This window comes from Mesorhizobium sp. P2_H9 (assembly GCF_056403215.1).
Window position 1 is genome coordinate 13,064 of record NZ_JBFUFX010000020.1, and the last position, 22,016, is coordinate 35,079.

At 61.3% G+C, this 22,016-nt stretch carries 21 protein-coding genes; 13 read left to right on the forward strand and 8 right to left on the reverse strand.

The window, feature by feature from the left end; all coding sequences use genetic code 11:
- Nucleotides 1-33 precede the first annotated feature (33 nt).
- Entirely contained in the window at nt 34-1,197 is a 1,164-nt protein-coding gene (locus AC1DXN_RS28615; RefSeq protein WP_477277844.1) for a mandelate racemase/muconate lactonizing enzyme family protein, read from the reverse strand.
- 351 nt (nt 1,198-1,548) lie between these two features.
- On the opposite strand from AC1DXN_RS28615, the gene AC1DXN_RS28620 reads away from it, so the two are divergent.
- Nucleotides 1,549-2,247, forward strand: a complete 699-nt coding sequence (locus tag AC1DXN_RS28620) for a GntR family transcriptional regulator (RefSeq protein ID WP_477277846.1) — start codon at nt 1,549-1,551, stop codon at nt 2,245-2,247.
- Nucleotides 2,248-2,292: 45 nt separating this feature from the next.
- Here the strand turns inward: AC1DXN_RS28620 and AC1DXN_RS28625 are convergent, their stop codons facing one another.
- The 4 genes from AC1DXN_RS28625 to AC1DXN_RS28640 all read right to left on the reverse strand — a co-directional run bounded on the left by AC1DXN_RS28625 (nt 2,293) and on the right by AC1DXN_RS28640 (nt 6,557).
- Nucleotides 2,293-2,547, reverse strand: coding sequence for a VOC family protein (locus AC1DXN_RS28625; protein WP_477277848.1), 255 nt, complete (start codon nt 2,545-2,547; stop codon nt 2,293-2,295).
- Nucleotides 2,548-3,002: 455 nt separating this feature from the next.
- Nucleotides 3,003-3,827: an alpha/beta hydrolase gene (locus AC1DXN_RS28630; protein WP_477277850.1), complete on the reverse strand. Its 825-nt coding sequence runs from the start codon at nt 3,825-3,827 to the stop codon at nt 3,003-3,005.
- The gene (locus tag AC1DXN_RS28635) at nt 3,824-5,272 is read right to left on the reverse strand and encodes an NAD-dependent succinate-semialdehyde dehydrogenase (protein ID WP_477277965.1); all 1,449 of its coding nucleotides are present in this window, start codon (nt 5,270-5,272) and stop codon (nt 3,824-3,826) included. The genes AC1DXN_RS28630 and AC1DXN_RS28635 overlap by 4 nt, the downstream gene beginning before the upstream one ends.
- 58 nt (nt 5,273-5,330) lie before the next feature.
- Nucleotides 5,331-6,557, reverse strand: coding sequence for an iron-containing alcohol dehydrogenase (locus AC1DXN_RS28640; RefSeq protein WP_477277851.1), 1,227 nt, complete (start codon nt 6,555-6,557; stop codon nt 5,331-5,333).
- A gap of 173 nt (nt 6,558-6,730) precedes the next feature.
- On the opposite strand from AC1DXN_RS28640, the gene AC1DXN_RS28645 reads away from it, so the two are divergent.
- Together AC1DXN_RS28645 and AC1DXN_RS28650 are read left to right on the forward strand one after the other, a co-directional pair.
- The gene (locus tag AC1DXN_RS28645; RefSeq protein WP_477245084.1) at nt 6,731-7,429 is read left to right on the forward strand and encodes a GntR family transcriptional regulator; all 699 of its coding nucleotides are present in this window, start codon (nt 6,731-6,733) and stop codon (nt 7,427-7,429) included.
- 166 nt (nt 7,430-7,595) lie between these two features.
- The gene (locus AC1DXN_RS28650; RefSeq protein ID WP_477245082.1) at nt 7,596-8,189 is read left to right on the forward strand and encodes a DJ-1/PfpI family protein; all 594 of its coding nucleotides are present in this window, start codon (nt 7,596-7,598) and stop codon (nt 8,187-8,189) included.
- A 73-nt stretch (nt 8,190-8,262) separates the two neighbouring features.
- Here the strand turns inward: AC1DXN_RS28650 and AC1DXN_RS28655 are convergent, their stop codons facing one another.
- Entirely contained in the window at nt 8,263-9,153 is an 891-nt protein-coding gene (locus AC1DXN_RS28655; protein ID WP_477277853.1) for a GntR family transcriptional regulator, read from the reverse strand.
- Nucleotides 9,154-9,422: 269 nt separating this feature from the next.
- Here AC1DXN_RS28655 and AC1DXN_RS28660 point away from each other — a divergent pair, with 269 nt between their 5' ends.
- The 6 genes from AC1DXN_RS28660 (at nt 9,423) to AC1DXN_RS28685 (ending at nt 15,358) form a co-directional block, all read left to right on the forward strand.
- Nucleotides 9,423-10,373, forward strand: a complete 951-nt coding sequence (locus AC1DXN_RS28660) for an ABC transporter permease (RefSeq protein WP_477245895.1) — start codon at nt 9,423-9,425, stop codon at nt 10,371-10,373.
- Entirely contained in the window at nt 10,370-11,155 is a 786-nt protein-coding gene (locus AC1DXN_RS28665) for an ATP-binding cassette domain-containing protein (protein WP_477245078.1), read from the forward strand. The genes AC1DXN_RS28660 and AC1DXN_RS28665 overlap by 4 nt, the downstream gene beginning before the upstream one ends.
- Before the next feature lie 142 nt (nt 11,156-11,297).
- Nucleotides 11,298-12,164 carry a sugar ABC transporter substrate-binding protein gene (locus tag AC1DXN_RS28670; RefSeq protein WP_477245893.1) on the forward strand — a complete coding sequence of 289 codons (867 nt, stop codon included), beginning with the start codon at nt 11,298-11,300 and terminating at the stop codon, nt 12,162-12,164.
- A gap of 72 nt (nt 12,165-12,236) precedes the next feature.
- The gene (locus AC1DXN_RS28675) at nt 12,237-13,262 is read left to right on the forward strand and encodes a zinc-binding alcohol dehydrogenase family protein (protein ID WP_477277855.1); all 1,026 of its coding nucleotides are present in this window, start codon (nt 12,237-12,239) and stop codon (nt 13,260-13,262) included.
- Between the two features lie 101 nt (nt 13,263-13,363).
- Nucleotides 13,364-14,527 (forward strand): mannitol dehydrogenase family protein, encoded by a 1,164-nt coding sequence (locus tag AC1DXN_RS28680; RefSeq protein ID WP_477277857.1) that lies wholly within the window; start codon nt 13,364-13,366, stop codon nt 14,525-14,527.
- A gap of 66 nt (nt 14,528-14,593) precedes the next feature.
- The gene (locus tag AC1DXN_RS28685) at nt 14,594-15,358 is read left to right on the forward strand and encodes an SDR family oxidoreductase (protein ID WP_477277859.1); all 765 of its coding nucleotides are present in this window, start codon (nt 14,594-14,596) and stop codon (nt 15,356-15,358) included.
- 209 nt (nt 15,359-15,567) lie between these two features.
- Here the strand turns inward: AC1DXN_RS28685 and AC1DXN_RS28690 are convergent, their stop codons facing one another.
- Nucleotides 15,568-16,458: a LysR family transcriptional regulator gene (locus AC1DXN_RS28690; RefSeq protein ID WP_477277861.1), complete on the reverse strand. Its 891-nt coding sequence runs from the start codon at nt 16,456-16,458 to the stop codon at nt 15,568-15,570.
- A gap of 155 nt (nt 16,459-16,613) precedes the next feature.
- Between AC1DXN_RS28690 and AC1DXN_RS28695 the strand changes: the two genes are divergently transcribed.
- From AC1DXN_RS28695 to AC1DXN_RS28710, 4 genes are all read left to right on the forward strand, one after another.
- Nucleotides 16,614-17,348 (forward strand): SDR family oxidoreductase, encoded by a 735-nt coding sequence (locus tag AC1DXN_RS28695; protein ID WP_477245068.1) that lies wholly within the window; start codon nt 16,614-16,616, stop codon nt 17,346-17,348.
- A gap of 93 nt (nt 17,349-17,441) precedes the next feature.
- Nucleotides 17,442-18,395: a sugar-binding protein gene (locus AC1DXN_RS28700; protein WP_477245066.1), complete on the forward strand. Its 954-nt coding sequence runs from the start codon at nt 17,442-17,444 to the stop codon at nt 18,393-18,395.
- 148 nt (nt 18,396-18,543) lie between these two features.
- The gene (locus tag AC1DXN_RS28705; protein ID WP_477277863.1) at nt 18,544-20,049 is read left to right on the forward strand and encodes a sugar ABC transporter ATP-binding protein; all 1,506 of its coding nucleotides are present in this window, start codon (nt 18,544-18,546) and stop codon (nt 20,047-20,049) included.
- Between the two features lie 111 nt (nt 20,050-20,160).
- Entirely contained in the window at nt 20,161-21,216 is a 1,056-nt protein-coding gene (locus tag AC1DXN_RS28710; RefSeq protein WP_477277865.1) for an ABC transporter permease, read from the forward strand.
- Nucleotides 21,217-21,271: 55 nt separating this feature from the next.
- Here AC1DXN_RS28710 and AC1DXN_RS28715 read toward each other — a convergent pair whose 3' ends face one another.
- A complete protein-coding gene (locus tag AC1DXN_RS28715) occupies nt 21,272-22,012 on the reverse strand; it encodes a ribonuclease activity regulator RraA (protein ID WP_477277867.1) in 741 nt (246 codons plus the stop codon).
- Between the last annotated feature and the right edge of the window lie 4 nt (nt 22,013-22,016).

The window sequence follows — 22,016 nt, forward strand, 5'->3', positions numbered from 1 at the left end:
CATTCCTCCCTTTTTATCTAACAAACTTTCGCTTCATCCAGCGCTCGCTGCGCGTTTGGGACGCCCATCAACCCGCGGGTTGACGGGCGCATCGCCAAGGTCTTCGCGCGACAGGATTTCAGGGCGCGCCCAGGCCAGACGCGCAGTCTCCGACAAGACCAGCCCATGGCCCGGTCGGTCGGGCGCATAAATCCAGCCGTCTTGAATTTCGATTGTCTGCTCGACCAGGTGGTCGAAGTTCTGGAACGAGTATTCGAGCCACTCGACTTCGGGCAGCGCACAGGCCATGTGCACGCCGATTTCAAGAAACGTGTTGCCAAGCGTCACCGGAACGCCGAGTTCAGCTGCCAGCCAGCCGATCCTCATCACGTCGGTCACCTGCCCATGAACGTTCAGCATGTCGGTCGCCCCGGCCTGCATCAAAAGGCGCTTGCCGGCGGCGTCGAGGTATTCGCCTGAATTGATCATGGTCCAGGGCGTTGCCGCCTTCAGGTTGCGAAGGCCATCGAAGTCATGGCGCAGGATGGGGTCCTCGACCCACAGCAGATCATAACCAAGGCTATGAATTTTCTGCAGTTTTACCGATGCCTCCTTGGCCCCCCAAGCCTCGTTGGCGTCAATCATGATCGACGAGCCGGGCCGCACCGTCTTCCTCAGCAGCTCCAGCCGGGACAAATCCCGGTCGAAATCAGGATGGCCCACCTTGATCTTGAACGCGCGGTAGCCGATCGCCTCGGCATGGGCAAAGAATGCCTGGAACTCATCGTCGCCAAGGTGGAAATCGAGACCGGATGCATAGGTTTTCACGCGCTTGCGCCGGCTTCCCAGGAGCTCGTGCAGCGGCAGGCCGACCAGCTTTGCGCTTAGATCCCACAACGCAACCTGCAGGGCTTCCTCGAAAGGCAAGCCGAAGGCGCGCCTGTTCCCGCCGCGGGGTCGCTGGACCCGATGCACAAGCGCCAAAGGCGATTGCCCGACAAGGTCGGGCCAGGCCTCCTCGTCAAAGACCCGAACGATCTCCGCCTGGCTCGGCAAAGGGTGAAACAAGCTCTGGATAAAGCCCAGCCCGACCAGGCCATTCTCGGCAACGAGCTCAAGCGCGGCGACGTGAGCTGTATCGATGCGAACCTGGCTGTCGCCAATGGTCCGGTCCCGGGCGAATTGATAGCGGGTAATACGATACTCTGCGATGCGCATACGCGGTCTCTGATATGTCAGAACGCGCGTTAGATATTTCAGATTTGGATAAGAGGCAAGTGGCCAGGCGCAAAACAGCCGGACGACAGGCACGGCAGCGCTGTGGACAACGCCTTGTCGACCGGACTTATGCGTGAATTCTCCAGGTGTCTGGGGCGCAAGGGAAAGCGCTCCCTCGTCGCGAGGCGATCCCCAAACAGCCCAGGATGCCGGCCGCGCGCTGCGCGATGCCCACGGTCAGCCATATCCGGCACAAGTGAATTGATAAATGATCATGCGATATTCTACGATGCGCACGATCGGTAATGTTTCAGAATCGTATTTAGATATTTCAGATGCAGGGAGACAAAGGTGGCTCAGCACGAAGACCAGCCCGACGAGCCCACTGGAGCATCGGGCCAACGTCTTGGCGATCGGGCCTACACGCGAATTCTCGAAACGCTGTTTGAGCGGAAAATTCCTGCCGGGGCCTTTCTGTCGCAAGGCGATCTCGTCAAGATGCTGCAGATCCCGGTTGCGCCGCTGCGCGATGCACTCAAGTTGCTCGAGGCGGAGGGGATCGTCATCATCCATTCGCGCTCGGGCATCCAGTTCGTCAAGCCCGGGTTCGAACTCACCAGATCGACCTATCAGTTTCGCAGCATTCTGGAGCGCGCGGCGACAGGCGTTTACGCGCAAACAGCCGAAGAGGCGGAATTGGCGGAACTGGAACGACGACACCTGGCGGCCATCGAAGAGATCGAGCGCAGCGGCCTCACTGACCGCGGCAGGGCCGACCTCGAACAACTCGAGACCTTGCTGCATCACTCCATCATTGCCAGCCTGAACAATCCATTGATCGACAGTTCCTACAAGCGGCTGCACAATTACGTTCGGCTGATCCGGCTGGACAGAAAAGTCACCGTGCCTCTCGTGCTGCAGTCGCTGCGCGAGCACATGCAGGTCATCCTGGCATGCAAGGCGCGCGACACCGAGGCAGCCGCCGTGGCGATGCAGGCGCATCTGGCGTCGGCGCTGCAGCGCGGTCTGGGCCTCTACTACGGCTACTAGGGTGCTGAACTGGATGACGGGGTCGGCCCGAAACTGCGGGCAGGACTACTCGACGCGCAGCACGCGCCCGGTCGCATCGGTGACGAAGGCGCCCTTGCTTTGGTCAAGCATCACCAGGGCATTGCCAAACGGATCGCGGACAACGGCGCAACGGCCGATCGGGATGTCGAACGGCTTCTTGATGATAGCGCCACCCGCTTCGACGAAACGTTCCGCCGCGGCGTCGACATCGTCCACAAGCAGGTCCACCTCGGGACCCAGATCGGTATGCAGGACCAGCTCCGTGTCTGTTCCCGGCATTCCCAGCCCGGCTGCATCTGGCGATCGCCAGAGAAGCGGATGCCCAAGGGCTTCGCAGTAGGAACCCAAGAGCGGCATCCATGTCAGCCACCTTGAGCATCACGCAATCGATCTTGTGGAACAGTGGTCCGCTCATGATGCCTCCGACGCGTATCTGGGAGTTGGCGCGGGCCGACGGCGCCTCAGCGTGCCGATGTAGGCTTCCGAGACTGCGCGCGCGATGTCTTCCATGCGCGATGGCGTCCGTTCGACGGCTGTCGCAAGGGCGGCCACCTGTCGGTCGTTGATTTCCTTGTAGGGTGCGATCATGAGCCCCCGTATCGAAATGACTGTAGGCGACAGGTTTGCCGATCCGGGCTCGTTCGGCAAGCGCTCCACGCGTCAGCGCATCCGTCCCCTCTTCATGCATGATGGCATGGACATCCCCAGAAGCTGTGCCCGCCGACGAAGGTTTTTCACACGGCCACGAGGCGGGCCAACAGTGACGCGGTATCTGTGCCCGCCAGGCCAAGGTCGCGGACGCTGCTCATGTGATTGACCGCCGCAAGCGTTGTCCGTGAAACAGCCAGTCCTTGCTTTTCCAACTGGTTCGCGAAGATTGCGGCCTGGTCGTGGAAGGGCGGTGTTTCATCGGCGCCGACCGCGATCTCGACGGCCACGGATGGATCGAAGCTGTGGTTGATCGGCGAGAACCGGCGGACGTCTTCATCGGTGATCGCGATCTCGGCGGCAAGGAACGAGGTCTGCAATGGCTTCAGGTCGTAAAGGCCGCCGAGCAGCAGTGCGGCCTTGATGCGGGAAGGCCGGCTGTCGCCGTCGAAAAGCATCGTTGCCAGATGCGCGCCGGCGGAATGACCGCTGACGGTCAGCAGGTCGGGATTGCCGCCATGGTCTGCTATATGGTCGAGTACCCATCGCCTGGCGCGGCGCACCTGGTCGACGATCGTGGCCATCCTGACGGCAGGCATCAGCGCGTAGTCGACAATGACCGCGATCGCGCCTGCCTTCGTCACGGTCTCGGCGACATAGGAATAATCGCGCTTGGAGAACATGCGCCAGTAGCCGCCGTGAATGAACATGTGCACCGGCAGGCGGTCTCGTTTGCCCCGGGGAAAGAACAGATCCATGGTCTCCGTGGCGTCGGGCCCGTAGGCGACATCGGCGACCATTGGAACATTCGCCCTGGTAGCCTCGCTTCTGCGCACGATGTCGGCGACGATGTCGTCGAACTCGACCACGTGGTCGCGAATGCGAAACGGATCTTTGGCGTGTCCGCTCACAGGGTCACGGCGATGTACTTCGCCTCCATGAACTCGGCAACGCCATGCTTCTGACCGCCTTCGCGGCCCAGCCCGCTCTGCTTGACCCCGCCGAAAGGCGCCGCCGGATCCGACATCAGGCCGCGGTTGAGCGCGATCATGCCGGACTCGATCTTCGATGCCACGCGCATCCCCCGGGTCAGGTCACGCGTGTAGATGTAGGCCGCGAGACCGTATTCGGTGTCATTGGCCTTGGCGATGACATCCGCCTCGCTGTCGAAGCGTATGATCGGCGCCACCGGACCGAATATCTCCTCATGGAGCATAGCGGCGTCAGAGGGCACATCGCGAAGCACCGTCGGCGGGTAGAAGTAACCTTTGCCTTCGCCAATCGCTCCTCCGCACAGAACCCTGGCGCCACGGGCGACCGCGTCCTGGACGAGGCGATCAATGTTATGCACGGCCTTCCGGGTGATCATCGGACCGCACTGGGTCTGCGAATGGGTGCCGGGGCCCATGGTGAGGGCGGCCATGCGTTTGCTCAAACCATCCGTGAAGGCATCATGGATGCCGGCCTGCACGTAAAGCCTGTTTGCGGCGGTGCAGGCTTCGCCGGCGTTGCGCATCTTGGCCACCATCGCACCGTCGAGCGCTGCTTCGAGGTCGGCGTCGTCGAAGACGATGAACGGTGCGTTGCCGCCAAGCTCCATGGAACAGGAGATGACGTGTTTTGCGGCTTCGGCCAGGAGCATGCGGCCGACGCCGGTCGAGCCGGTGAAAGACAGCTTTCGCACGCGTGGATCGGCCAGCATGGCTGCCGTCACAGGTCCGGGAGTCGAGGTCGTCAGCACGTTGACGACGCCCGGCGGCACGCCGGCTTCCTCATAGAGTGCTGCAAGCGCATAGGCCGTTAGCGGCGTCTCGCTGGCGGGCTTCAGGATCACCGTGCAGCCGGCCGCCAGCGCCGGCGCGATTTTGCGGGTCGCCATCGCGGCCGGGAAATTCCATGGCGTGATGAGCACGCAAATGCCGATGGGCTGGTAGTCGACAATGATCCGGTTCGCGCCTGAGGGCGCAAGGCCGAACTCGCCGCTGATGCGGACCGCTTCCTCGGCGTTCCAGCGAAAGAACTCCGCCGCGTACGCAACTTCACCGCGCGCGTCGCGCAACGCCTTGCCATTCTCCAGCGAGATCAGCGCCGCCAGGATCTCCGCCCGTTCTATCATCAGTTCGAAGCAGCGCCGCAGGATTTCCGAACGCTTGCGTGGCGAGGTCTCGCGCCAGCCGGCTGCCGCCTTCGCGGCCGCGTCGACAGCGGCGGCGGCATCGGCAAGCGTGGCATCTGGAACCGCCGCGATCACGGCTTCGGTCGATGGATCGACCACTTCGATCACACGGCCCTCCGACGCGGTTCGCCAGCGTCCGCCGATGTAGAGACCGTGCGAGACCGTGGCGTAGTCGAACATATCTTGATCCTCGTCGGATATGCCTGCGGCGATATTCATGGAATGAACTCCTGATCGATCACATCTTGGTGGCGGACATGTCGCCGTCATAGGCAGCCCTGACCAGCCATCGCATCGCGGCGAGGTCAAACGGACGTGGATTGTTCTTGATCAGCCGGTCGATGCCGAGCGCCTGCTCTGCCGTCCAGTCGATCTTGTCCTCGGCAAGGCCAAGTTTGGCCAGGGTCGATGGGATGCCGATGGCGCCAAACAGCCGGCTCACCTCCCCGATGGTGGCGCGCGCCGATGCATCGGCGTCGCCGCTATGAGCGGGAAGGCCGAGAGCCGTGCCGACTTCGGCAATCTCAGCGGCCGCGGCGGCAAGGTTGTAGGTCATCACATAGGGCAGCATGGTGGCGACGCCCAGACCATGCGCGGTGTGGGTAAGCGCACCGACAGGATACTGCACCGCATGCGCAGCGGCCGTTCCGGCCGTGCCGAAGGCGCAACCGGCGGCCAGGGCTCCCATCATCACGTCGGCGCGCGCATCCTCGTCAGATCCGTCGCGAAATGCCTTTTCGAGACTGCGCCCGAGCAGCCTGATGGCCAGAAGCGCGAAATGATCGGTCAGAGCGCTCTTGCCGACGAAGACATGCTGCTGCGGCAGATGCGGATCGGCGCCGCGTCTGGCCGCGGTGAAGGCCTCGATTGCGTGCGTCAGCGCATCGGCGCCGGCGATCGCCGTCAGCGAGGGAGGACATGTCGCCGTCAGGTCCGGGTCGCAAAGCGCCACCGCGGCGATGAGGTGAGGGCTCGAAATACCCACCTTCAGCGTCCGATCCGGATCGGAGATGACGGCGACGGGAGTCACCTCGGAGCCGGTTCCGGCCGTTGTCGGCACGGCGATCACGGGAAGGGTAGGGCCTGGTACCTTGAACTCGCCATAGTAGTCCTCGAGCCTGCCGCCATGGCTGAGCAGCAGCGCTGCGCATTTGGCCATGTCGAGGCAACTGCCGCCGCCGATTCCGATCACCATGTCCGGCTTGAAATCCTTCGCTTCCGCGATGCCGGCGGCGACGCTGTCACGCGGCACATCCGGCAGCGTTCGGTCGTAGACCAGCGTGTCTATCGCGGCCTTGTGCAAGCCGGCAAGAATTTCGGCGAACTGCGATGTCGACGCGAAACGCTCATCGGTGCACACGAACGCGCGCCGCCCATATTTGGCGGCAATGGCCGGCAGCGCATGGCGCTGGCCTTTGCCGAACAGGATCTCGCGCGGCAGGCGCGCCGCTGCAAACAAGGTCATGCACGGGATCCTTCGAAGACGGATCGGCAGCCTAGACAATTGGCTTCGTTCCGGAGACCGGCCGCGACGCTCCGGGTCATTCTCATGCGGTATCCTCTATAAAATCGTATAGGATATAGGATTGAATTGGCCGAAGCATCGTGTTAGTGGGTGCTTCTGTCAAGGGGCAAACGATGCAGAACACCGACCTGACGGTTGACAATGAAGCCCGCGCGACCGGCCGTATCCAGCGCGCCAACAGCCTGGCCGGCGACGTTTACGAGGCAATCTTCGCGCAACTCATGTCTTTGAGAATTGCTCCGGGATCGCGCATCACCGTCGACAATCTCGTCAAGGAATTCAACGTCTCGCATACGCCCATTCGCGAAGCGCTCGGCCGGCTGGAGGGGGAGGGCCTGGTGGAGAAGACCCACCTGATCGGCTATCGCGCCGCCCCGCAAATCACCCGCCGGCGCTTTGATGAACTTTACGAGCTGCGCCTCCTGCTTGAACCTGCCGCGGCCGCCAAAGCCACCGCCACAATGGACGCCGAGCGTCTTGCCGTGCTGCGGGAGGCGGCTGGCGTCATGACCCGGCGGGTGGGCAAGGACGAACGCCTGCGCTATTCGAACTTCGCCCGGCAGGACGCGATCTTTCACGACAAGATCGTCGAGTTCGCCAAGAACGAGCTCATTCGCGAGACGCTGAACCACCAGCATACCCACTTCCACATCTTCCGCCTGATGTATCACTCGCGGGTGACCGAAGAGGCGCTCGACGAGCACGAGGCCATTCTCGCCGCCTTCTCCGCGGGCGATCCGGACGCTGCCGAGAAAGCCATGCGGGTGCACATCGAGAATTCGCGGGACCGGCTCCTGCCTGCGTTCGAGTAGCCGTTGCGATGTCGGCTGTTCTGGAGACCCTCAAGCTCGGCGCGCCGCTGACTACCGAGGCCAATGCCGAGGATTGTTCCCCCGCCGCCCGGTTCTGATCCGATGCTATTCCAACCGGCGAGGCGCGACGTGCACCTCGCCCTGAAACAAGCCAAGAGGAAGCGCCATGCCAAGCAAGAAGATCCTGATGTTGACCGGCGAATTCACGGAGGAATATGAAATCTTCGTCTATCAGCAGGCGATGGAGGCGGTGGGACACACCGTTCATGTCGTGTGCCCCGACAAGAACGCCGGTGACACGATCAAGACGTCGCTGCACGATTTTGAGGGTGACCAGACCTACACCGAAAAGCCCGGTCACAATGCGCTGATCAACAAGACCTTTTCCGACGCCGAAAAGCAGCTCAGCCAGTACGACGCTGTCTACTGCGCCGGCGGTCGTGGCCCTGAATACATCCGCACGGACAAGCGCGTGCAGGCGATGGTTCGTCATTTTCACGAAGCCAAAAAGCCCATCTTCACGATCTGCCATGGCGTCCAGATTCTGATTGCGGTCGACGGCGTCGTCCGCGGCAAGAAGGTGGCGGCGCTCGCGGCTTGCGAGCCGGAGGTGACACTTGCCGGCGGCACTTACATCGATCTGTCTCCCACCGATGCCTATGTCGATGGAACGATGGTTTCAGCCAAGGGCTGGACGGCGCTTGCGGCGTTCATCCGCGAATGCCTGAAGGTGCTGGGAACGGAAATCCGCCACGCTTGAGAGCCTCTTTGTCCCGACGCATTCCTGGGGGATGCGTCGGCGCCCATGATGGCGTCCTGATTTCCTCCCTTCGTCAAGTCCAGATCAGCGAACGCATCAGTGTTGCCCTTGCCGAAGCGAGATGCGCCTGGCAGGCCCCTTTGATGCGTTCGGAATCGCGGCTCTCGAGGGCATCGATATAGGCGACGTGCTCAAGGATTGCCGCCTGGTTGCGCTGCTTTTCATCCTGCTTGTTCCACTGGTAGTGATAGTGGAAAATGAAGCTGATGATGTCGTAGAAATCATCGATGAAGCGGTTAGGTGAAGCCTCGTTTATGAGCCGATGAAAGCGGTTGTCGAGCCCGGAAAAGTCGTGGAAGCGGATTTCAATTCCCTTCAGCAGTTCGGCATGCGCAATCCTGAGCGCGGCGAGTTTGTCCCACAGCGGAGACGTGTCGGGCTGGCGTGAAAACAGGTGCGCCGAGCGCAGCTCGAACATCACCCGAATCTCGAACAGTTCAAGCGCGAAATCCTCGGTGAAGCCCTTGAAAAGCCAGCCCGTATTCGGCCTTTTCTCGATCAGGCCGAAGCGGCTGAAGCGGATCAGGAATTCGCGAATTCCGTTGGTCGCAACCCCGAACTGGCGCGCAAGCTCAAGCTCGTTGATGCTGGTGCCGGGTCTGGTGTCACCGCGCAGCATCCACTCCATGAATTGCTGTTCGACATGCTTGGCCCGCGGCGTGGTTTCGGCGTCGGGATAACAGTCATTTTCATCGATCGCCCGTCCCGCCGTCCTGACGCCGTTGCGTACAGTGACAAGCTCGCGGCGAACTAGTTCTTGCAGAACCTTTCGGACGGTGGTGCGGCTGACGCCGATGAGCCGCCTGAGCTCATTTTCGGAGGGAAGTTCCCCGACCAGTTGTCTATCGCGCAGCATAGTTGCAGTTCGATTGAAGGCCTTCTTGTAGACGGTGTCGGTTCGCATCGCACCTTCCTCCAAACAATAGCTTGTCCTTTTTAGCATGAACTTTATCCATAAAAAACAACTTGACCCAATCATGCCAGTTGTTTTTTATCGATAAGAAGAGGATCTAAGCACGATTTGAGTTTTTGACGACGCGGCTCGCACGAGCTTCGGCGGGGAGGGGAATTTTGCCTGAAACGGGAAACACCGGCACCACTGCCGGCGAGGCCGCGTTGCCAGCGTCCAGGAAGCAGGAAGCTGTTCCCGGCCTTGCGCTTGGCCTGGCCCTGCTGAGCGCTGGTCCCGTCGTCATCCTGGTGTTGCTGATCGTCGTTCTCAGTTTTCTGTCGCCCTATTTCCTGACGGGGCGAAACCTCAGCAACATCCTCGCCCAGACCGCCGTCATTTCGGTTGTGGCGATGGGCCAGCATCTGGTCATTCTGACGCGCGGGATCGATCTCTCCGTCGGCTCGAACGTCGCACTGGCTTCCGTCGTTGGCGCACTCAGCTTTCATGCTGGCGCGCCCGCCTTCGTGGTGATCGTGGTGATGGTTGGCTGCGGCGCGGCGGTCGGCGCCATCAATGGGCTCTTCTACGTCTTCGGCCGGTTGCCGCATCCGTTCATCATCACCCTGGCGACATTGAGCATCGCCAAGGGGCTGGCGTTGCAACTGGCCGACGGACGGGCCATCCCGGGAATGCCGCCTGCCATCGATGCGCTTGGCCGCGAGGCGGTCTGGGGTCTGCCTGGATCGGTCTTTGTGGTTGCGGGCGTTGCCGCGGTTCTTTTCGTCATGGCCAAAACGATGGTCTGGGGCCGTTGGATCTATGCCGTAGGCGGCCGGCCCGACGCCGCCGTGCGCATGGGCATTCCCGTGTCCTGGGTCCTGGTTTCGGTCTATGTGATCTCAGGGCTGTGCGCCGGCATCGGCGCGGTCATCCTTGCCGGCCGTACCGACGCCGGTTCGCCTTTGTTCGGCAATCTGCTGGAACTGGATACGATCGCGGCGGTGATCATCGGTGGCGCCAGCTTTCTCGGCGGCCGCGGCCATCTCGGCCATGCTTTGATCGGCGCCATCATGATCGGCGTCATCCGCAACGCGCTCAACCTGCTCAACGTCAACGTCTTCTTCCAGCTCATCGTCATCGGCGTGGTCATCGTCATAGCGGTCGAGTCCGACGTGCTGCGCAACTATCTCGAAGGGCGCGTGCGTGTCATCCAAGCTGGGAGGCAGTCATGAGCGCCGTTGCAACCAGCGTCGATCTTGCGGCCCTCGCCGACCATCCCGTGCTTGCGGTGCGTGGCGCGACCAAACGTTTCGGCTCGGTTGTGGCGCTCGACGATGTCAGCATCGAGGTGCGCCGAGGCGAGATCGTCGGGCTGCTCGGCGACAACGGCGCCGGCAAATCGACACTGACCAAATGCATCAGCGGCGTGCACCAACTCGATGCCGGCGCAATCCTTTTGGACGGTGCGCCAACGCAGATACGCTCCCCTGCGGATGCGCGCTTCGCCGGCATCGAGACCGTCTATCAGGACCTGGCGCTGTTCGACAATCTGACGCCGGGACAGAACTTCTTTGCAGGTCGCGAGCTGGCCTGGCCGCAATGGCTCCCGCGTGGTTTGCGCTTTCTCCAGCAGCGCAAGATGGACGCCGAGACTCGCACATTATTGATAAATCTCAAAGTCACACTGCCGCGGCTGGACGCCGTCGTCGCCATGATGTCGGGCGGTCAAAGGCAAGCCATCGCCGTGGCCCGGTCGACTGTGTTTGCCCGCAAGGTTGTGATCCTGGACGAGCCGACCGCCGCACTTGGCCTGCGTGAATCGCGGCAGGTGCTCAACCTGGTCGCAGCGCTCCGCGACCAGGGCAACGCCGTCATCCTGATCACCCACAATATGGAACATGTCGTCGAGCTTGCCGATCGCGCCGTGGTGCTTCGCCAGGGCCGCAAGGTTGGTGAACTTGTGCCAACCAAGGACAACAAGCAGGAGCTGGTTTCCATGATCGTTGGAGCCTGATCCGTTCGAAATTTGGGGGCCGTTCCGGTCCGCAAATGCCTGAAGCGACTTCCGCCGGAAGACGCCTCAATTCCAAGGGAGGAATGGAATGTCAATGAACCGAAAACTGTTCGCTGGGCTGGCGATCGCTGTTGCGTTTGCGATGCCGGCTTCGGCCGCCGACAAGATCAAGATCGGCCTGATTACGAAATTCCCGGTGCCGTTCTACTCGACCATGGAGGATGCCGCCAAGAAATACGCGGCCGCTCATCCCGAGATCGAACTGGTCACCGGCCAGGGCCAGGCGGCTACCGACATCGAGGGCCAGATCGCGCTGATCGAATCCATGATCACGCAAGGCGTCAAGGGTCTGGCGATCACGCCGGTCGATCCGACCGTTGCGCCGTCGCTCGACAAGGCGGTGGCTGCCGGCATCAAGGTGGTTCTCGTCGACAACAGCATTCCTGACTGGAAAGGTCAGACAGCACTGGTCTCCACCAACAATCTCAACGGCGGCAAGATCGCCGGAGAGTACCTGAAGACCGTGCTCAAGAGCGGCGACAAGATCGGCATCCTGCAAGGGGTTCCCGGGGTCCCGGCGCTGGACGACCGGGTCACCGGCATGATGGAGGGTCTCGGCGACGTCAAGGTCGAGGTCGTCGGCAAGGGTGCAACCAACTGCACGCTCGAACTTGGCACGTCAGTGACCGAAGACATCCTGACCGCCAATCCCGATCTCAAGGCGATCTACGCGGCCTGCGGCCCGCCAATCCCGGGCGCCGTCAAATCGATCAGCAATGCCGGCATTGCCAACGACAAGATCATCCTGGTCGGCTTCGACGCCTGCTGCGGTGAGATCGAAGCGATCAAGTCGGGCGCGGAAGATGCCAGCGTTGCACAATTTCCGGCAAAAATGGGCGAGCTTGGCATCGACACCGTCGTCAAGGCGATCCGCGGGGAGGCCGTCGAGGCCAATGTGGATACCGGCGCCGGCCTCGTGACGCTGCAGAACGTCAAAGACTTCGAATAGGCTCCCACACCTTGGCCCGGCGGTCATCCAGCCGCCGGGTTCTTTTTGGAACATTTCAGGAAGATGGTCTGAATGAAAGCGCTCGTGTGCCGCAAGCCCGGCGAATTGATCTTCGAAGATCGCCCGGCGCCCGACCTACCGGGCCCCGGATGGGCGCTGGTCAGCATCAGCCATGTCGGCATCTGTGGCACCGACTACCACATTTTTGAAGGCAAGCATCCGTACCTGGTCTATCCACGTATCATGGGGCATGAACTCTCGGGGACCGTGACCGTCGTAGGCGAAGGCGTCGCCATCGCGGTCGGAGAGCGGGTTGTCGTAAATCCCTATTTTTCCTGCGGCAAATGCATTGCGTGCCGTCACGACAAGCCGAATTGCTGCGTATCGATAGAGGTGTTGGGCGTTCATCGCGACGGCGGCATGTGTGAAGAATTGATGGTGCCTGCCAGCAACCTTTACCCGGCCGCAGGACTGTCACTCGTTGACGCGGCAGCTGTCGAATTTCTGGCGATCGGCGCCCACGCGGTGAGGCGCTCCAGGCTAGCTGCTGGCGTCCGTACGCTGGTCATCGGCGCCGGGCCTATCGGATTGGGTACGGCATTGTTTGCCCGTCTTGCAGGCCAGGCGGTGACGGTCATGGACATGAGCAGGGAACGGCTCGACTTCGCCGAAGGTCAACTCGGGTTTCCTGTCATCGACAATGCTTCGGCCTCAGCTGTCGACATGGTGCGGGAGCGAACCGATAGCGACGGTTTTGACCTCGTCTTCGACGCGACCGGCAGCAAGGTCTCGATCCAAGCCGCGTTCAGCTACGTGGCCCATGGCGGCGCAATGATATTAGTCAGCGTCATCAAAGACGAGATCAGCTTCTCCGACCCCGAGTTTCACAAGCGGGAAATGATTCTGATCGGCAGTCGCAACGCGACGCACGCCGACTTCCAGCACGTCATCGCCTCGATCCGCGATGGAAAGATACCAATTGACCAACTCGTCACCCACCGCACGACCCTGAGTGACAGCTCACGCGACATAGCGAACTGGGCTCAGCAAAAGTCCGGTTTGATCAAGGCCGTCATCGATGTGGCGGGGTCTGGCTGACTTCAGCAACCACAATCATCAGACCTCGCAGCAGGCGGATATTTGGGCTGGCGGGCGAATACGCGGCGCCTCAACCTTCACGAGCTGATAGAGAACGATCATTGACCACGGAAATCGTCACACCCATTTTCCAGTTCGGCACGAGCCGCTTTCTGCAGGCGCACGCAGCTCTCTTCGTGCACGAGGCGCTGTCGGCAGGCGACGCGGTCGGCCCGATCACGGTGGTCGCGATCAGCGGATCGGCCGCTGGCCGAGCCCGGCTGCAGGCGCTTGCACGCGATGAGGGCTACCCGGTTGTCATCCGCGGGCTGGAGAAGGGCCAGCGCGTCGAGTATGAAATCGGCGTGAAGAGCATACGGCGCGCGCTCGATGCCGAGGCTGATTGGCAACGGTTGGCTACCCTGTTCGCGGAGCAAGCGGAATTCGTCGTCTCGAATACGACGGAAGCGGGCCTCACCGTCCCGCCCGATCTGTTCGTCGACCTCACAGGTGGTCCCGGCCCAGCGCCGGCGGGATATCCGGCAAAGTTGCTCGTTCTGCTTGCACACCGATTTGCAGTTTCCGCAAGGCCAGTTGTGGTGCTTCCGACCGAACTGGTTCAGCGCAACGGCGACACACTGAGGCAAGCGTTGATCGCGTTGGCCAAGCGCAGCGGTGCCTCCGACGCACTTTTGTCTTTCATCGCTGACGACTGCGTACTTGCCAACTCGCTTGTCGACCGCATTGTCTCGTCGGCCATCGAGCCTGTCGGGGCAATCGCGGAGCCCTACGCATTGTGGGCGATTGAAAAGCAGTCGGGGCTGAGATCGCCCTGCCGTCATCCTGCTATCACGGTTGTCGAGGACCTTGAACGCATCGAGCGACTGAAACTCCACATCCTGAACCTTGGCCACACAGTGCTTGCACAATGCTGGATGGCCGATCGGCTGAGACCGGACCTGACGGTGCGCGAAATCCTGGAACTCGACGGATATCGAAGCTTGCTGACAGAGATTTATGGTTCCGAGGTCGTTCCCGGCTTCAAGGCACGGGGATTGGGGCAGGAAGCGACGGCATACGTGGCGACCACGCTTGAACGGTTCGACAACCCCTTTCTTGACCATCGTCTGAGCGACATCGCCGCCGGTCATCTGGTCAAGGTCCAACGGCGTATCGACGGCTTTCTCCGCTGGGTGCCGGAGGAGCGTCGTGGACAGTCGCCGTCTCTCGCAAAGATTCTCTCGGCGGTTGATCAGAAGGCGGAACGCCACAACGTCGTTCAGTAGTTGCATCGTTGCTGTCGTATTGGCTCACCTGCTTGTGCGATCAAGGGAATCGGAAGGAACAACCGAATGGACCTGTTCAAACTGGATGGCGATGTCGCATTGGTCACCGGCGCCGGCAGTGGCATCGGTCAGGCCATAGCGGTCGGGCTTGCTGAGGCCGGTGCCAATGTCGCCTGCTTCGGTCACCCGTCGAAGGGTGGACTCGAGGAGACGGCGGGAAGGATCACCGCGCTTGGTCGCAAGGCGCTGGCGATAACCGGCTCGGTGACGTCGGAAGCCGATCTCGCCGCCGCCCTCGAGCGTATCGAAAAAGAGCTCGGTGCGCTCACGGTTGCTGTCAACAATGCTGGTATTGGCGGCGCGCATGCGGCCGAGACTTTGCCGTTGGCAACGTGGGAAGAGGTTTACGGTATCAACGTTGGCGGTGTGTTCCTGTCCTGCCAGGCCGAGGCTCGCGTGATGCTGCCGCGCCGCAAGGGATCGATCATCAACGTGGCCTCCATGTCAGGCTCGATCGTCAACCGCGGCCTCCTCCAGACGCACTACAACTCATCGAAGGCAGCGGTCATTCACATGACGAAGAGCCTGGCGATGGAGTGGTCGGACCGGGGATTGCGGCTCAACGTACTCAGCCCCGGCTACACGCTGACCCCGATGAACCGGAGGCCCGAAGTGGCCGACCAAGTGAAGAACTTCGAGCGCGATACGCCGATGGGGCGCCTCGCGATGCCCGAGGAGATGGTAGGGCCTGCAGTGTTCCTGGCCAGCCGCGCTGCGTCTTTCGTTACGGGCATCGATCTCATCGTCGATGGCGGTTTCGTCTGCTGGTAGCAGAAGCGAAGCACGGTCAAGGTCGAAAGGACGTCGCCGGCCGCCGAGGCCGCGCACCACACGACCCTTCAGGGCAGTCCGCACGATCTTTCTCGTTGGGCACATCAGAAATCGGGACTTATCAAGGCGGTGATCGCCTTTTAGCGCCTAAAAAGCCTCTGCTTGCCGGCAACAGGTCTGGGGGGCGGCCTTAATCCGCTTGCCTGGCGTCACGTCTCAAAGAAAGTCAGAAGTTCGAGAAAGGCCGTTGCAGCGCCGTTGACGGGGGCCGACCCTTCACCGCGCAAGTGGGCCACCACCAATTCCCAGCAGATGACGGGCTCGGCCATCTCCGAAATGGCGATCCTGGGTGTGCGCATCTCGGCAATCGTTTCGGGCAAGAGCGCGATGCCAAGCCCCTTGCTGACCAGGTCGATGATCGTCTCGACATCCGTGACGTCGAAAACGGTTCGCCTTTGGAAGCCTGCCAGGCCGAACGCACGATCGATCAGAGGTCGAGTGCCCCAGCCAATCTCGAAATCCACGAAAGGGTAACCTACCAGTTCGTCGAGGGTGACCTCACGCCGTCCGGCAAGCGGATGGTTCGGAGGTGTGGCGACAACCATGTCCTCGCAGGCGACGATCCTGGTGACAATGTCGTCGGGTGGGTCAAGCAGCGGCAGGAAGGCAAGGTCCAATTGTCCGGCCCGAAGCTGTCCCATGAGCCCGGCAGAATCGCCTTGCCTCAGACGGACCTCGATTCCGGAGTTCGTCCCGTGAAATCGCGAGATGAGGGATGGCAGATCGAGAAAAGCCGGCAGGCTGTGGACGGTCCCGATGGAAAGCGAGCCGCATCGCAGGCCTTCGATATCAGCGACGGATACGCGGCCGACATCGATCACTCTTATGACCTCGCGCGCCTTTTCCAGGAAAACTTGGCCCGCAGGCGTCAACTGAACCTGCCGCGTGCTGCGCACGAAAAGCCGCGCCTGGAGATCTTCCTCGAGTGTTCGAATGGAGGTCGACAGCGCCGACTGGACGATGTGGATCCGCTCTGCCGCGCGCGTGAAACTCCGCTCCTCGGCGACGGCGATGAAATGCTGAAGCTGCCGCAACTCCATCCTGGCCTCCATTTATCTACGGAATAGATTGAGACGATCTGTACTATCTGTTGGACGCATAAACAACTGTAGCTCATGCTTCTTTACAGCTGGAGATAAATCTCCAGCCGACCGATTTCGCGCGCCGCGAATTGAGATGAAGAAAAGGAGCTGTTGTGCCGGGGAAACTTGCAGGCAAGGTCGCCATCATATCTGGTGCCAGTTCTGGCATCGGGCAGGCAAGCGCGCGTGACTTGGCACGCGAAGGGGCTCGCCTCGTTCTTTCTGCTCGCCGGCGCGAGCGGCTCGATGCCCTGATCGAGGAAATCCGTGCGCTCGGCAGTGACGCCATCGCAGTCATCGGCGACGCGAGCGACGAGGCGACGGCGCTCAACACGGTAGCGGCAGCCAAAAAGGCGTTCGGCCGCATCGATATCCTCATCAACAATGTTGGCGTCGGCAACTACAAGCCGCTGATCGACACCAGTCTCGAGGACTACGTCGAGATGATGGACGTGAATGTCCGCTCCACCTTCCTTTTCACCCGCCATGTCGTGCCTGTGATGATCGCGCAAGGCGGAGGTCTCGTTCTGATGATTTCATCGATGGCGGGCGTCTACGGTTTCCCCGGTGAGGCCGTCTATTGCGCAACGAAATTCGCCCAGGTTGGCTTCGCGCAGGGACTGGACAAGGAGCTGCGCCCCCACGGGATCAAGGTGGGCACGATCTGTCCCGGCGGCGTGAAAACCGAATTTGCGATCGGCAAGGGGCGTACGGATGCAAGCGTCCGGGAATCGCAAATGCTGGAAGCGGACGACGTCGCGGCGGCCGTCCTTTTCGCCTGCACCCAACCGGCGGGCTCGCGCATCATTCAGGTGCAGATGCGCACGATGGCCGAGGCGCTCACGTGACGTGAGCCGCCGACCGACGGAGCGCATGTTTCTGATCGATTTGGAGGAAGCGCCGGTACTTACGCCGGTTCTATAAAAGGGGAGAAGTACGACATGAAATATACGGGTCTCGTCGCTGCGGGCGTAGCGGTTGGCATGTTGCTGTCGAGTGCAGCGTGGGCTGCGGACAAGAAGATGATCGTCTGGGTGCCCAACGGGGCATCGGATTTCTGGAAGCTTGCGGAAGCCGGCATGCGCAAGGCGCAAACGGAACTGCCCGATTTCGATCTTGAATGGAAATATCCCGAACGCGCCGATGCTGCCATCCAGCAGCGCTTGATCGAAGATCTGGCTGCGGCGGGCGCCGACGCGATCGCGGTGTCCCCACTCAACCCGAAAACACAGACCGATGCGTTCAACAAGATCGGCTCGCAACTGCCGCTATTCACATTCGACAGCGACGCAGCAGACTCCAAACGCGTTTTCTACATCGGTTCGTCCAACACCGATCTTGGCAAGAACGCCGGTGAACTCGCGGTAAAGGCAATGCCCAAGGGCGGCAAGTGTATGGGCTTCGTCGGCAACACGGGCGCCGACAATGCGCGTGAGCGCATCGAGGGTTTCAAGGCGGCCGCCGGTCCACACAATATCGAGCTCGTCGACGTTCGAACCGACGACCACGACCAGACGCGGGCTCGCGCCAATGTCGACGACACCCTGGTCGCGCACGGGGAAATCGACTGCATGGTTGGCTTCTACTCCTACAACCCGCCGAAGATCTACGAGTCGCTGCGCGACAACGGCAAGCTGGGTCAGATTACCGTCATCGCATTCGACGAAGATCCGATTACGCTCGGCGCAGTCAAGGATGGCTCCTTCGCCGGCACGGTCGTGCAGCAGCCATTCGAGTGGGCATACCAAGGCAGCAAGCTGTTTGCGGCCTACCTCAACGGGGACAAGTCGGGTGTCCCGGCCAACGGTGTCGACATCATTCCTGGAAAGGTCATCACCAAGGACAATGTCGATGAGTTCAAGGCCGATCTCAAGGCAAAGTTGAGTTCCCAGTGAAGCTGAAATGCCAGCTGATCTGGGGCCCGCAGTCCAACAACGCTCTGATACGTCTTTGCGCTTCAGCAGTATCAGGACCTCCCGGGACTGCGGGCACGCCATCTTGAACGGCGCGGTCCCGACACCCGTTTCGCCTGAGGCCACGCGATTGGACGAACCGTTCCTGAGACTCGCCGGGATTTCCAAGTCGTATCCCGGCGTACTGGCGCTGTCCGACTTTTCGATGGAGGTGCGGCCCGGCGAGGTCATCGGCCTCGTTGGTGAAAACGGCGCTGGCAAATCCACCTTGATGAAGATCCTGGGCGGCATTGTCGCGCCCGATCGTGGCTCCATCGAAATCGACGGGGTGACCCACGAGGCGCTGGCCATCTCGGCGTCCATGGACGCCGGCATCGCCTTCGTCCACCAGGAGCTGAACCTGTTCGACAATCTGGACGTCGCCGCCAATGTATTTGTCGGTCGAGAACCTCGAACCCACGGATTCCTCAACATTATCGACAGCGCAAAGCTGCATGCGATGGTGCAGCCCTACCTTGACCGGCTGGGCGCCAATTTCCCCTCATCCGCTCCGGTCTCCAGCCTTTCCCTTGCCCAGCGACAACTGGTCGAAATCGCCAAGGCGTTGAGCCTGAACGCCAGGCTGGTGATCCTTGACGAGCCGACATCGAGCCTGCCCATCGCCGAGACCGAGAAGCTGCTCAATGTGATTGCCGGGCTGAAGGCCAATGGCATCGCGGTGATGTTCGTCTCGCACCGGCTCAACGAGGTGGTGCAGGCCAGCGACCGTGTGATCGTGCTGCGCGATGGCCAACTCGTGGGCCACCTCGAAGGCGAGGCGATTACACATGATGCGATGGTGAAGCTGATGGTGGGCCGCGACCTGAAAGTTGGGTATGAGGCGCCGGCGAACGTACCAGGCGAGGTGGCGCTCTCCGTCCGCAATCTCAGCACCTGCACATTCCCCTACGCGCAGCTGAGCGTCGATTTCCACCGCGGCGAAATCCTCGGCCTTGCCGGACTGGTCGGCGCGGGCAGAACCGAACTTGCGCACGCGCTGTTCGGTATCGACCGCAACGAAGGCGGCACCATCCTCCTCGACGGCGCGCCCGTACGCTTTGCATCTTCGGCCGAAGCGGTGAAGGCCGGCGTCTATCTGGTTCCAGAGGATCGCAAGCGGACGGGACTGCTGCTCGATCTGGCAATCACCCAGAATATCACGCTGCCGAACCTTGGCGCCTATGTGCGAGGCATAACTGTATCAAGCGCTGCAGAGCGGGAACAGGCCGAGCGAAGCCGCGGCGAACTCGACATTCGCGCGCCGAATGTCGGGGTACTCACCGGCTCGCTCTCGGGCGGGAACCAGCAAAAAGTCGTCCTTGCCAAATGGCTGGGGATGAAGCCACGGGTCATCATATTCGACGAGCCGACCCGCGGCATCGACATCGGCGCCAAATCCGAAATCTATCGGCTGATGCGTTCGCTTGCCGATGCCGGCGTTGCTGTCGTGATGATCTCCTCGGACATGGAGGAAGTGATCGGGGTTTCCGATCGCGTGGCGGTCATGCACCAGGGCGGCATCACGGGCATTCTCGCTCGGGACCAGTGCAGCGAGGAAAACATCCTCAGGCTCGCGGTTGGAGACCGGCAAGGCTGACAGCAAGCCAATCTGGCTTTCGTTGCAGCCTTCAACGGAAGATCTCGCCAACAGCCAGAAACATGGGCGCTCTCGAACAGCGCATCCGGGACAATCCGTGGGGGACGATCAATGCTGAATCTCAAAAAAGACGCAGGGCTATTTGTCCTCATCATGGTGGTGGGTACAGTCGTGGCCGTCATAAACCCACGCTTTCTTTCGCCCATCAACATCGCCAACACAGCCAATCTTGTCGGCCTCTTTGGCGTGTTCTCGATTGCCGAGGGGTTGGTGATCATTACCGGCGGCATCGATTTGTCCGCAGGCTCGGTCATTGCGCTGCTTGGCGTCATTTTCGTCGACCTCATAGCCAATCGCGGTGTGCCTTGGCCGCTGGCCGTGCTCATCGTGGTGTGCATTGGCCTCCTGTTGGGTCTGATCAACGGTTTGCTCATCACCAAGAAGCACCTGCAGCCCTTTATCGTGACGCTGTGCGGGCTTCTGATCTATCGTGGGATCGCCCGCTTCTATACCCAGGATGCGACGGCCGGGTTTCCCTACGAAACCCGGTTCGAGGAACTGGAATATCTAACCACCGGGCGCACCGACCTGGTCGCGGTTCTTACCAACAACGCCTACACGTCCATTCCCATTCCACATTCCTTCGTCTTCCTACTCGCGCTGGCCGCGGTGATGTGGGTGGTTCTGCATCGCACCGCCTTCGGACGGTATCTCTACGCTGTCGGCAAAAACGAAGAGGCCGCGCGGTTCTCCGGAATCCGCACCGGCCGGGTCATCATCTCAGCTTACGTGATCTGCGCCGGGCTGACTGCGCTGTCTTCCATCTTTCTTGCCATGTACACACGCTCGATCCTGCCGAGCTCGCACGGCAATTTCTATGAACTCTACGCGATCGCTGCCGCCGTCCTTGGCGGGTTCTCGCTGCGCGGCGGGGAGGGCTCAATCATTGGTGTGGTGCTCGGAACGATCCTGCTGCAGGTGCTGCAGAACCTTGTCAATCTTCTGGGAATTCCCTCCTCGCTCAACTTTGCCGTGAGTGGATCGGTAATCCTGATCGGGGTACTGGCCGACCAGGAATACACAGAATTCCGAAAGCGCCGCGAAGTGATGCGGAGCAGGCTTGCTGCCGCCGAAGGTCGTGCCGTGATGCCAGAGCCAGTGAAATAGGTATTAGCAGCATTGCGATCGGCGAGCTGTCGGCCTCTCGATCTCGTCCCGTCTATCAGGGTTTGGGATTGGCTTTCCGCCATGCCTCATATTCATCGCTGGCATCTGGGTGCAGCGGATAATAGCGTTGCAACGACCCGCCCTGCATGAGCTTCTCGCGCGAGAACTCTTCCCAATCGTGATGCTTCCTGGCTTCTTCGATTACGCTTGCGGCCATTGCGACGGGAAGCACCACCACCCCGTCGTCGTCGGCGATGATGATGTCGCCGGGGATCACCGTGACACCGCCGCAGGCAATCGGAACGTTGACGGCGTTGGGATAGATGCTGGTCTGCACATGGTAGTTGGGCGTCCAGCCGCGCAGCCACAGGGGCAGATCGAGCTTTTCGACATTGGGCCGGTCACGCATGCACCCGTCGATGACGATGCCCGCGCCACCTCGCCCCTTGAAATACGTCGACATCATATCGCCGAAGACGCCCGAGCTCATGTCGCCGCGCGCGTCGACGACGACCACATCGCCCGCCTGCGCGTGATAGAGCACGTGCCGGTGCAGTTGCGTCTCCGGATCGGCATATTCGCCCTCGTTGAACAGGTCCGGGCGCTGCGGCAGGAACTGCAGCGTCAGCGCCGGCCCGACGATCGACTTGCCGTGGTTCTGCGCCACCGGACCGACCATGTGTGGATTGCGAAAGCCCATGTGGCCAAGCGTGCCGGCAACCGTCGCGGCGCCGATCTCCCTCAGCGCGTCGATCAGCTCTTTGGGCGGCCGCGTGATGTCGGGAGTGTGTGTCATCGTG